General features: G+C 44.0%; 9 protein-coding genes and 2 CRISPR repeat arrays. Of the genes, 6 read left to right on the forward strand and 3 right to left on the reverse strand.

Features of this window, described 5'->3' with window-relative positions; genetic code table 11:
- Positions 1 to 1,542, reverse strand: coding sequence for a reverse transcriptase domain-containing protein (locus GJB62_RS30390; protein WP_114082193.1), 1,542 nt, complete (start codon positions 1,540 to 1,542; stop codon positions 1 to 3).
- Positions 1,543 to 2,304: 762 nt separating this feature from the next.
- Between GJB62_RS30390 and GJB62_RS30395 the strand changes: the two genes are divergently transcribed.
- From GJB62_RS30395 to GJB62_RS30410, 4 genes are all read left to right on the forward strand, one after another.
- Entirely contained in the window at positions 2,305 to 2,559 is a 255-nt protein-coding gene (locus tag GJB62_RS30395) for a helix-turn-helix transcriptional regulator (RefSeq protein WP_225892776.1), read from the forward strand.
- Between the two features lie 151 nt (positions 2,560 to 2,710).
- Complete coding sequence (locus tag GJB62_RS30400) at positions 2,711 to 3,679, forward strand: hypothetical protein (RefSeq protein WP_114082150.1); 969 nt, start codon at positions 2,711 to 2,713, stop codon at positions 3,677 to 3,679.
- Positions 3,680 to 3,916: 237 nt separating this feature from the next.
- Positions 3,917 to 5,792: a CRISPR direct-repeat array (repeat unit 37 nt; unit sequence GTTTCCAAAGCCTATTACCCCGCAAGGGGACTGAAAC).
- A gap of 52 nt (positions 5,793 to 5,844) precedes the next feature.
- Positions 5,845 to 6,279 carry a hypothetical protein gene (locus GJB62_RS30405; RefSeq protein WP_114082151.1) on the forward strand — a complete coding sequence of 145 codons (435 nt, stop codon included), beginning with the start codon at positions 5,845 to 5,847 and terminating at the stop codon, positions 6,277 to 6,279.
- A 9-nt stretch (positions 6,280 to 6,288) separates the two neighbouring features.
- Entirely contained in the window at positions 6,289 to 6,528 is a 240-nt protein-coding gene (locus tag GJB62_RS30410; RefSeq protein ID WP_114082152.1) for an isoprenylcysteine carboxylmethyltransferase family protein, read from the forward strand.
- Positions 6,529 to 6,925: 397 nt separating this feature from the next.
- Positions 6,926 to 8,515: direct repeats of the CRISPR family, unit length 37 nt; unit sequence GTTTCCATTAACCAAATCCCCTCACGGGGACTGAAAC.
- Between the two features lie 8 nt (positions 8,516 to 8,523).
- Here the strand turns inward: GJB62_RS30410 and GJB62_RS30415 are convergent.
- On the reverse strand, positions 8,524 to 9,102 hold the full coding sequence (locus GJB62_RS30415; RefSeq protein WP_114082194.1) for an HD domain-containing protein: 579 nt from the start codon (positions 9,100 to 9,102) through the stop codon (positions 8,524 to 8,526).
- 7 nt (positions 9,103 to 9,109) lie between these two features.
- Positions 9,110 to 10,504: a TIGR03985 family CRISPR-associated protein gene (locus tag GJB62_RS30420; protein ID WP_114082195.1), complete on the reverse strand. Its 1,395-nt coding sequence runs from the start codon at positions 10,502 to 10,504 to the stop codon at positions 9,110 to 9,112.
- A 102-nt stretch (positions 10,505 to 10,606) separates the two neighbouring features.
- On the opposite strand from GJB62_RS30420, the gene GJB62_RS30425 reads away from it, so the two are divergent.
- Both GJB62_RS30425 and GJB62_RS30430 read left to right on the forward strand, forming a co-directional pair.
- Entirely contained in the window at positions 10,607 to 10,912 is a 306-nt protein-coding gene (locus GJB62_RS30425) for a CRISPR-associated protein Csx3 (protein ID WP_114082153.1), read from the forward strand.
- Between the two features lie 44 nt (positions 10,913 to 10,956).
- Complete coding sequence (locus GJB62_RS30430) at positions 10,957 to 11,892, forward strand: CRISPR-associated protein Csx3 (protein WP_114082154.1); 936 nt, start codon at positions 10,957 to 10,959, stop codon at positions 11,890 to 11,892.
- The last annotated feature ends 51 nt before the right edge of the window (positions 11,893 to 11,943 follow it).

The following is an 11,943-nucleotide window of genomic DNA, read 5'->3' on the forward strand; positions in this document are numbered from 1 at the left end:
CTATTCGCTTTTGCCCATGTGTCGGTAATCGTGGCATGACTCGTGCAATGCTTCAAGATTATTTTTCTGACAGTTGGCGTGATTTCCATCTATATGGTGCAGGTGTACCCGCTCCTCATCTATGAATTTCAGACCGCAGTCAGCACATGTATGGTTTTGCCTTTTAAGGGCAAAAGAGGTTTCGCCGTTATAGAGTTTGCTGTTACGCGCACTCCAGTAAGCTATGTTTCCGTCATAGGGTGACTTTTCGCCCTGAACCATGACGTGTCTGCCTTCGGAGTAAGGAACTGCTGGGAACGCTTTGTCTATCAGCCTCTCGCTGGTGTGGCGTGTTTGCTTGGGTTCCTTGTTAAATACCGTGTACGCTCTGTGGTTTAGGAACCAAAGTGAGAACCTTGACCCGTCCATTTTGCAGAAGCGGTGGTATAGCCTCCAACCTCTAACCAAGGGGGCTAGTTTTTCAGCCTTGACCTTGGCTCCATAATTCGAGTTGTTGACGATGGCTTTTACTTTCTTGCGGAATGCCTTGAAGTTTTCCACTGAAGGGGTTCTTCTTAGTTTTCCGTTTTTCTGTACTTTGAAGTTCCAGCCGAGGAAATCAAAGCCATCTGTCGCGGCGGTGACTTTGGTCTTTTTGACACTGACATTCATCCCACGTTGTGCTAGAAATTCGCTGATTTTGGCAAGTATTTCGTCGGCGTTGTCTTGGGGTCTGAGAATTATCACCATATCATCTGCATATCTTACAGATGGTTCATGGTATTGATAATGATCATCTTTGTAGTGATATATTTTCTCTATCCCATTTAACGCTATATTTGCGAGCAATGGACTGACAACACCGCCTTGAGGTGTCCCTTGGTCGGGAAATCCTGGGTTTACGCCCGATTTTAGGCATCGGAATATACCGAGCTTTAATCCTTTGGGGGATATTAGGCTATCCATGATTATTTTGTGGTCAATCCGGTCAAAGCACTTTTCAATATCGAGTTCTATGACTCGCTTATTTATTCCGTTGGAACTGGATTTTAGGTTTGTTTGGATGTACTGTTGTGCATCGTGCGCCCCGCGACCGGGGCGGAAACCATAGCTCCGAGCGTGAAAAGTTGCTTCGTGTGCTGGTTCTAGTGCGAACTTCGCTAGGCATTGCCAAGCTCTGTCCGAGATGCAGGGTATTTTAAGTAATCTGGTTGTCCCGTCCTTTTTAGGAATTGGGATTTCCCTTAATCCTTGGTGATGCCAATTACTATGATTGGATTTGAGTAGTTCCTCAAGTGCAAATCGTTCCTCAAAGGTTAAGGACTTTTTGCCATCAATACCCGCTGTCTTTTTGCCAGCATTTAATTGAGTTACTTGCCGAATCGCTAAGTATCTAGCTGCACGGGATTTCAGAATCAGTTTTTGTAGTGACCTAGCTTTCGGCTTGTCTCCAACTTGAACCGCTTTAAATATTCTCTTTTGAAGGCGGAATAGGGTGCTTCGGAATTTCTTCCAAGGCATTCCTTTCCACGATTCACTAGCTGTGTAGCTGTGCCTAATCATTTCGCTCTTCTCTAGATAGTATTTTCTGAACACCTTGCAACAATTACGTTGCATCCTACCCGAATTGTGGGGATTCCTCCGCTCGTCTGGTCTACCTGGGTTCGACTGCCCCAAGACCTACAATTCGTTTTTATTCGTTCCCTCGGAGAGATTGATCGTTCCGTTAGGTGTAGCCAATTCAACCGCTGGATTCCCTTGACTCATGCCGATATTCAAGCAAACATTCGGCGGGAATTAACTCCAACGAAGTCAGGTTTTGTAGGCTTACGTCCTGCTTCCGACTAGATTGCTTTTATAGGCTCTGTTTCACCCTGGGAACTCCCTGTTAACGCCAGTGTCAACCCGTAACGGTCGTCTGATTGCGTCCTGTTCCCAGCTTCACTCTCTAGAAACCGAGTCTAGTCGGTGTGGGCAGGTAAGGAGTCAATTCTGAGTCTGAATGGTAGGACTTTCACCTACATCTGACCGAGAGTTCAGCTTTTCCCCATTGTCGGGTGATTACTGACTCAGCTATTTACGGACTGGCTACCGACGTTTTACTGAGTAACGAATCGCACTGCTTGAGACGGGCAATAGATTTCAGTTGCAGCTGTTGTTGGCTGTAGATAATGTGGGTCATAATAAATCAGTTCCTAACGGGACGGAAAGCGCTTCAGATTGCGAGTCGGGGGCGCTTTCTCTATTTATATCTTTTATACTACTGTTGTATACAGCAGTTGTCAACTGGTGTATACTTTTAGAATACAAAACAAGTTTAGAATTATGGAGGCGTGTACACCAATGTTGATGGATGTTGTTAGACAGATAAAAGTTACAATCCCAGATTTATCTCAAAAAATTAAAGAGGCAAGGGAAAAAGATGGAAGATCAGTGCAGGTTTTAGCCACCTCAGCAGGAATTTCTACTGCTTATTGGTATCAAATAGAACAAGAAAAAAGACAGTGGATTTCTGAAGAAACTCTGCGCGGGATTGAACAAGCTTTAGGATTAGATTTAGGGGTGCGTTTTGATGATTGATTCCCTTAGTATCAATCTTTTATTTCTACCTCTTGTCTCCTTTATGGAGCAATGTCTAGGTTGGGCTACGTCTACGCACTTATCTGTCACATCCAAAATTTACGTTGCAGTTGACTCTGAGAAAATCTTATTGAACTAGAAAGGTGGAATTATGCCTAAACCACCTTCTAGACGCAACAAAGCCACCTCTGCCGCATCTACCGATTCAACTTCAGCAGCTAACTCTGTAAACGAGGATATCTCCCAGCAAGAAGATCCAGGTTCAGCAACAATTACGATTAGTGCTGTTGAAGTTCCAGAATTGACAGAGGAAGAACAGCGCGATCGCCTTCACCTAGAGCGCCGTGTGGAAAGAGCGTTTTTTGAGGCAGGGAAAGCGCTGGCAGAATTACGCGATCGCCGACTTTACCGTTCAAGCCACCGCACATTTGAAGATTATTGCCGCGATCGCTTTGCTCACAGTCGCCAGAAGTCAAATTATCTGATTGCAGCAGCTGATGTCTACGAGAATTTGACAACAATTTGTTGTCAAAATTTGCCGTCTGAAGATTTGACAACAAATAGATCACAAATTTTGCCTACCAGTGAAGGGCAAGTCCGACCCATAACAAAGCTAGAACCTCAAGAACAGTGGGAGGTGTGGCAACAGGCAGTAGAACTTGCTGGTGGTAAAGTGCCAACTGGTAGGATCGTCAAAGATGTGGTGCAAAGGATTATGGAGCGTACCCAAGTACCCAATACCTACCAGTTGGGGGAAGTGTGCCAAATTCTCGTAAAGGACAACCCGGAACTCAGGGGTAAGGCTGGATGCTGGGGGATTGTCAGCGCAGTAAACGAGTTTAGTTGCACCGTGAGAATGTGGGATGGTGAGTACACCATTGGGTTACAGCACCTGAAATCTTACGAATACTTGCCTGCCGAGTGTGAGCAGATGCAGGTGATTTGCGATCGCATCAATCGGGTGTATTTCGATTCGCTAGAGGAGACAGTCAAAACTCTGTTGCAGTCGTTAGGGAAATTGAATCGGCCTTATTTAACGGCTGTCGAAGAGAAATTGTTGAGTTTGATTGAGCGAGAATACGGGCTTATAGATCAATCTCCACAAACTCATAGACAATAGTAGATACACATCTTATGATTATGGAATCAATTTGATATTTGGCAAATCGAAGCGGGGTCAAAAACCCTGGGGATCTGCCAAAATCGCCAGAACCTTGACAAGTAAATAGTTTCATAGTTTCAGTGCGAAGGAAAGTTGCAAATTACTTGCAATAAGAGGGGCTGAAAATGACCTTTTTTTTCGATCCGTCAAAAACCTTCCCAGGAAGCTTACTCCGTAACAGTTTCAGATGGAGCGGTTTCCAAAGCCTATTACCCCGCAAGGGGACTGAAACACAGCTAGGGTGAAGAAGCTGTATGAGTTGGAAGTAAGTTTCCAAAGCCTATTACCCCGCAAGGGGACTGAAACCAATCCCAAAATGATTGGCATTGTACAAGCTTTCGTTTCCAAAGCCTATTACCCCGCAAGGGGACTGAAACCATTCAAGACATCATGCTGGGTCAATATTTGCGAGTTTCCAAAGCCTATTACCCCGCAAGGGGACTGAAACCGGCTAATGCTCCGATTGTATTCAAAGCTTATCCTGGTTTCCAAAGCCTATTACCCCGCAAGGGGACTGAAACTAGTAGATGCTACTAGCGGTAAATACATTAAGGTGGTTTCCAAAGCCTATTACCCCGCAAGGGGACTGAAACTTAGCTGCTCTAGCTACAACTAATTCTGCTTCAGAGTTTCCAAAGCCTATTACCCCGCAAGGGGACTGAAACACTTGTAAGATTAGTTCCTGCACCTGAAACATCGTTAGGTTTCCAAAGCCTATTACCCCGCAAGGGGACTGAAACCGATCGCCTGCCAGTTTTAGCTGTCTCAGCCTGAAGCCCTCCCGTTTCCAAAGCCTATTACCCCGCAAGGGGACTGAAACGCTTATCAGGAATAACAGCAGTTCTGAATAAACTTGGGTTTCCAAAGCCTATTACCCCGCAAGGGGACTGAAACAGTTTATTAAAGCTACAGAGAATATGCCTATGCTGGAGTTTCCAAAGCCTATTACCCCGCAAGGGGACTGAAACCCTCAAAACTGGGAAGAATTTGTTAATCTCACCACAGTTTCCAAAGCCTATTACCCCGCAAGGGGACTGAAACAAACACACGCCGATTCTATTCGCGGAATGGCAGAACGTTTCCAAAGCCTATTACCCCGCAAGGGGACTGAAACCAGAACAGCAAAGATTTACTCTGAATGACTCGGAACGTTTCCAAAGCCTATTACCCCGCAAGGGGACTGAAACATAAGTGGGAAAAACCAGATGAGTATAGGGAAGAATGGGTAGTTTCCAAAGCCTATTACCCCGCAAGGGGACTGAAACCATAGAGGCTGGGTATGTCGTTGCAAACAGTGTTGAGTTTCCAAAGCCTATTACCCCGCAAGGGGACTGAAACACGATGATACACGCAAAAAGTTATTCCCCAAGTATGGTTTCCAAAGCCTATTACCCCGCAAGGGGACTGAAACGTTTAAAGTTGCTCTACCAATAGTGTCGTTTACGAGTTTCCAAAGCCTATTACCCCGCAAGGGGACTGAAACAAGCGGGGGCTAGTTACGGCTTGGAGTGGGCATTTAGTTTCCAAAGCCTATTACCCCGCAAGGGGACTGAAACCTTTTTGTTGTTCTGCTGACACTTGTTGAATTTTGGTTTCCAAAGCCTATTACCCCGCAAGGGGACTGAAACTTTACAAAAAAAACTATCTTTTAACTACTAGCGCATCGTTTCCAAAGCCTATTACCCCGCAAGGGGACTGAAACAACCATGAATATTCTGAAAAGAATTTAATAATCCCATGTTTCCAAAGCCTATTACCCCGCAAGGGGACTGAAACATCTTCTTCTATCTCACATATATCTTTCTCTATGTAGTTTCCAAAGCCTATTACCCCGCAAGGGGACTGAAACCATTTACATAACCACCCTCACGGTGTAAACGGTCTTTGTTTCCAAAGCCTATTACCCCGCAAGGGGACTGAAACCGTTTTGGACACTACAGGGATATAACTAAAAAAAGAATGTTTCCAAAGCCTATTACCCCGCAAGGGGACTGAAACACTCAAGATATGCTCATGAGGGCATTTAATGAAGACGTTTCCAAAGCCTATTACCCCGCAAGGGGACTTAAACCAACTCAAGCAATTAACGATATTTAGGTGAAAGTTGTAGAGGTGAAGGAATCATGTTCATTTTCAAGATTTTGACTGCACTCATTTGGAATATTGTCATCTTCGGTGGTTTACTATTCTTGCCCGCAGGGACGTTAAACTGGTGGCGAGCCTGGGTGTTTTTGGGTGTTGTCATTGTTGGCACTGTGGCAACGATGATGGGTGTGTTCCGAGAAGATGACGATTTATTCAAGGAACGGCTCAAACCACCCATTCAAGAGTCACAACCCCTGGCTGACAAAATTCTTGCCAGCTTACTGATTGCAACATTCCTAGGTATAATAGGCTTCATTCCCTTAGATGTGTTCCGATTTCATTTGTTTGCTCAACCAAGCGAGATCGTTTCAGTACTGGGATTGGTCGTGTATGTCGTTGGTTGGTGGATTATTTCTCTATCGTTTAAGGTAAATACCTTTGCAGCAACTGCGGTTAAACATCAGGCAGACTGACAACAAACAGTGATTGATACCGGAGTTTACGGCGTTGTGCGGCATCCTATGTATGCAGGTGCTATTTTGGTGATGGTTGGTATGTCCCTGTGGTTAGAATCCGTAGCAGCATCTCTACTAACGATCGTTCCCATGACAATCCTGGTTGTACGGATTCAATTTGAGGAGCAATTTTTACGGCAAGAACTTAAGGGCTACGACAGCTATACACAAAAAATTAGGTATAAGTTGTTGCCATATCTCTGGTAAGTTGCCCTGTATGAGTACTGCTTACCTTTATCCCCCTACCAGGGCAATACATTAGCGATCGCAGTTTCAGTGAACATCACAGTTCTTGCTTGTGATGCCTGCGGCGGGCTACGTCTACGCATCATTAGATTAACTTAAATGTAAGAAACTCGACAATAATAAATACACATCTTATGATTATGGAATCAGTTTGATATTTGGCAAGTCGAAGCGGGGTCAAAAACCCTGGGGATCTGCCAAAATCGCCAGAACCTTGACAAGTAAATAGTTTCACAGTTTCAGTGCTAAGGGAAGTTGATAATCAGTCGCAATAATAGCGGCTGAAATCGACCTATTTTTGAGGTCTGCCAAAATGCTTCCCAGGAAGCCTGCTCTGTAACAGTTTCAGCACCGAGCGGTTTCCATTAACCAAATCCCCTCACGGGGACTGAAACATGTCATAGATTACTTCTGGTAGTGCAAAATCATGAGTTTCCATTAACCAAATCCCCTCACGGGGACTGAAACATTGAACAGTGTCGAATTCTCTCGCACTTAGTAGGCGTTTCCATTAACCAAATCCCCTCACGGGGACTGAAACCTTTAGCGGCAGATATTAGTTCGCGGATATCGGCTGCGGTTTCCATTAACCAAATCCCCTCACGGGGACTGAAACTCGCTATAGAGGTAAGCGATCGCCATCTCAAAACGTTTCCATTAACCAAATCCCCTCACGGGGACTGAAACACAAGTAGTCCGTATACTGTTCCTGGGTCGTTTATCGTTTCCATTAACCAAATCCCCTCACGGGGACTGAAACCCACCATAATCGAGCCAATTTACATCACCGGAGGGTTTCCATTAACCAAATCCCCTCACGGGGACTGAAACTAGTGTTTACAAACAAGTTCTAGACTTATCTAGAAGTTTCCATTAACCAAATCCCCTCACGGGGACTGAAACTTGTTTTGGCGATGAGTTGCACAGGGCGCACCACCAACAGTTTCCATTAACCAAATCCCCTCACGGGGACTGAAACTTAAACATAATTTAATATCTCTTATAAATAATAGTGAGTTTCCATTAACCAAATCCCCTCACGGGGACTGAAACAAATAAATGCTGTTACTTTGATTTAATATATCAACGTTTCCATTAACCAAATCCCCTCACGGGGACTGAAACACTTCTGCATCCATCAGTGCAACTTGAGCAACAAAGTAGTTTCCATTAACCAAATCCCCTCACGGGGACTGAAACACGCTATAGCTACTAAAGCTAAAGCTGAACAAATGGGGGGTTTCCATTAACCAAATCCCCTCACGGGGACTGAAACGTAAAGAGCTAACCAAAGCTAATTTAGTTATTCAATAGTTTCCATTAACCAAATCCCCTCACGGGGACTGAAACAATAAATCCTGATAGCTACTGAGTACCGCGCCTGCGCCGCTAAGTTTCCATTAACCAAATCCCCTCACGGGGACTGAAACCGAAGCTTTGGGATGACTACCTCAAAAAGCCAATCTTGTTTCCATTAACCAAATCCCCTCACGGGGACTGAAACAGGTTGATACTGTGAATAGGGCTTTTCACCGGGTACGTTTCCATTAACCAAATCCCCTCACGGGGACTGAAACGTCGAATGTAAACAACTTAATCTGAAAATCCACTTATGTTTCCATTAACCAAATCCCCTCACGGGGACTGAAACCTAGAATGCGGTTTGCTCAACCAGGCAATGACATGAAGGTTTCCATTAACCAAATCCCCTCACGGGGACTGAAACGAAAGAAGGGCCGTTACGAGAACTGCCAAGATAATTCCAGTGTTTCCATTAACCAAATCCCCTCACGGGGACTGAAACATAAACTCTGCATCCTCGCTGTTATAGAACTGAGGTTTCCAATAACCAAATCCCCTCATGGGGACTGAAACTGGATGCAATCTTGAGTCATTGTGTGGTGGTTGCGTGTTTCCAAAGACTATTACCCCGCAAGGGGATTAAAAATCTAAAGATTAAGCAGGGTTTTCCTGGCACAATTGATTAACAACTCTTTCGATTTCCTGTGTCATCCAATCAGATCCGGTCTGTTGGTAAACCTGAACTAATGATTGGTAAAACCACAAAGTTTTTTCTCGACCGGCACTAAAATTAGTCCAGATGACATCTCCATATTGTTGGCAATCAGCTAAAAGCGATCTGGAATTATGCAGTTTGTCAGCCAAAGAAACCAAGCGTACAGAAGGTAAAGCATAGCGCAGTTTTTCTAAATATTGCAGTTTACGTTCTTGCCAGGGAGGTTTAGGAGGTGTGTCCCACTCAGTACAGCCATCGATAATAGCCAAAACTGTTTCACCAAAGAGTTGACGGATGTCCTCACGAATGGGTTTGCCACCTTGGTCTTCGACTACATCATGCAAAAGAGCAGCGATCGCCTCTTCTTGGGTACCGCCAGCTTCTAAAACTAAAGCTGTTACACTTAACAAATGTGAAATGTAAGGAACGCCACTAATTTTGCGTGTTTGATGAGCATGAAGACGAGTTGCGTATATTAGTGCTGATTCAAATCGTTCAGTTAGTTTTAATGAATTCATAATGACCTCAATTGTGATAAAGCATAAATTGAGTAGCGGCATCAGCAGCAAAGCTTTGCCGTAAATCCCAAGGTGTTAAGACTTCGACTTTTGGCTGCCATGCTCGTAAACGCATGACTAGATTGTTATCTCTGTGTTCGTTATCTTGATATCGGATATATGCTTGATAGTAAGCGTCCGTTTCCGAGCGTTTGGCAAGGACTTTTAATAAATTTTGCTGTTGAGGTTGTTTAATTTCACGTTGAATTAAACGTTGTACTTGCTGATAGGTAATTTCTTCAAAAGTGTCGTGGCGTTCAGTACCTTTAACGTAGCGATCGCAGAACTGGCGGTCAAATCGGAGTAACATCAGTTGGGAAGGCAAGTAGAAATCAAATCCCCATGCTTTAGCCATTTGCAAAGCAATATCATCTGGGTTTGGTAAAGACTTCTGTTGATATTGCTGTTGTAAGTTTAAGGGCAGTTTCGGGTCTGTCCACTCTAGAGCAACCAAACTCCGAATGTGGTCAAGTCTAAAATTGTACCAGTCAGTATCTTTTTGAGGGCTTTCGCCGTATGCACAGAGATAAACTGCCCTCTGTACGTAGTAGATGCATACCGGGTAAACGATACAATCAACGTTATTAGCAATTCTGGCACTACCATAAGTGAGTTTGATGGGTGGAACTGGAGTTTTAGCCCAAAGTTGTCTTAACTCGTACTGTAAATCATCAACTGCATCTAAGGTGCTACGAGGAATCACGTAATCGAGTTTTAAGAAAAAACGTTGTACTCCATTGATTTTTTGGGAGTGATTTTCTGCCAACCCTACCAAATCTTCATGCATGAAACTCAATTCATAAGCACCGACTTTAGCAGCACTTGCCTGATCTTTTGTAGTTACGGGGCGTGGTGGGAACTCAGACACTCGGTAGTATTTTTGATATTTGTATACAAGCCAGCCGAGTTTAGCCAGAATTTCCAAATCACCCTGTAGTGAACGACGAGTTACGCCAAATAAGCGCCGTTGCAATAAAGTATCCAGTTCAGATTCACCCATGCCTGTGTGAGCAAGGATTAATTTTTGCCAGTGGGTAGCAACTACTCCTGTTTTTTCACTAAATAACCATTCGGCTACGGTTTTGGCACAGGGACAATGAGAGTCATGTATGGCAGGAATTTCTTCTCCTTTAGGATGTGTAGAACTAAAGAATACATTTCGCCAGTCTGCGTAAGAAAAAGAGTCATCTAAAACCATACGGTCTTGATTATCTCCATACAGCGATGCCCCTTCGGAGCCGTATAACGAACGCAACCACACCCACAAGCGAATTGCTCGTACTAGATTTTGCTTGAGATAACCGTGTCCTAAGCACTGCAATAGTTCTATGTCAGGAATATCTTGAAAAACTAGTTCAGACACCAGCCGAGTCTCGATAAAAATAATAATACCAAGATACAACATCTTGGAAGACACTTCTTCCAAGCACATGTATGATGTACGCATCACATAAAGCTAAAGGTGATGAGTACTTATAAAATCGAGCTAAAAGAAGGAATTTTACGGATAAATTTTGGGGAGCCGGCTCAAAATGACCAGATTGTGCGTGATGCCGCAGCCCGATTGGAGGAAATGGCAACATCAGGAGAACTCGCGGGAGGGCCACTTCTAAAGATTAATGGGCCTATTTCTATCCCTGTAGCGTTTGTTCTAGCACATAAGTTTGCTCATATATATGGTGCTGTTGCTTTTTACGATCCCAAGTTAGGTAAATACGTCATTTCTATCACACACAATCCATCGTATAAACTAGGAGACTTAATTGATTGATATTTGACTGATAGAGGAGATGGGTGTAGCTAGCAAGAAATTTTATGACAACGTATCACATTAGGCTAGAAGGCGACGTTTTGAAAGTTGGGTTTGGTAAAGATGCCAATGGCGACCAATTAGTGAGGGATGCGGCGGCGCGTTTAGATGAGATGGTGGCATTGGGTGAACTTTCTGGAGGAAAACTACTGAAGATTGATGGCCCAGCATCTGTAGCCGTTAGTTATGTAATCGCACATAAGATATCTCAGCTTTATGGTGCGATCGCTGTTTTTGACCCCAAGATTGGTAGACCAGGATATAAAACTTTCATTACGGCAGTTTCCCAAACTCCGGCATACAAAATCGGCGAACTTATTGAAACGGACGAACCACACAAACCGCACAAGACTAAATCAGTTCTTAAAGTTGCGCTTTGTGGGCCCCCACAGTCTGGCAAGTCCTGTTTGCGCGAAGGTTTAAAGCAAGCAATCTCTCTGATTGAAGGCGCACCCTATCCTTATGTAATTACTGCTTGTCCAGATGGGGAAGGTGCTTGGTTTTCTGATGCTGCACGACGAGATCCAGATTTAGCCAGAAAACTCAAAGATGAGTATAAAGCCAAATTCACCCCAGAGTTTGCACAAAAGGCGGCTGGTTGGGTACGGAGTGCCAATACACCCCTGAATATCATTGATGTTGGGGGAAGAATTACTGATGAAAATCGGGTGATTGTACGAGAAGCAACTCATGCGGTGATTTTAGCAAGCGATCGAGGTAAGGCAGAAGTTCCACTATGGAAAGAGTTTTGTCGGGATTTAAATATACAGATCATTGCCAATCTTCATAGTGATTGTGAGGGTAAAGAAGATGAAATTGTTACCCAATCTCCTTTATTAACTGGTAGCGTTCATTACCTTGTACGAGGAGAGGATGTTTCTTCTCGTCCGATGGTGCAGGCTTTAGCACGTTTGTTGGTGGGGTTATGTGGAAAGGGTTAAAAGAACAAGCGATCGCTTATTAACTGCTTGATTACTGAGACACAAATAAAT

Source organism: Nostoc sp. ATCC 53789 (genome assembly GCF_009873495.1).
Taxonomy (GTDB): domain Bacteria; phylum Cyanobacteriota; class Cyanobacteriia; order Cyanobacteriales; family Nostocaceae; genus Nostoc; species Nostoc muscorum_A.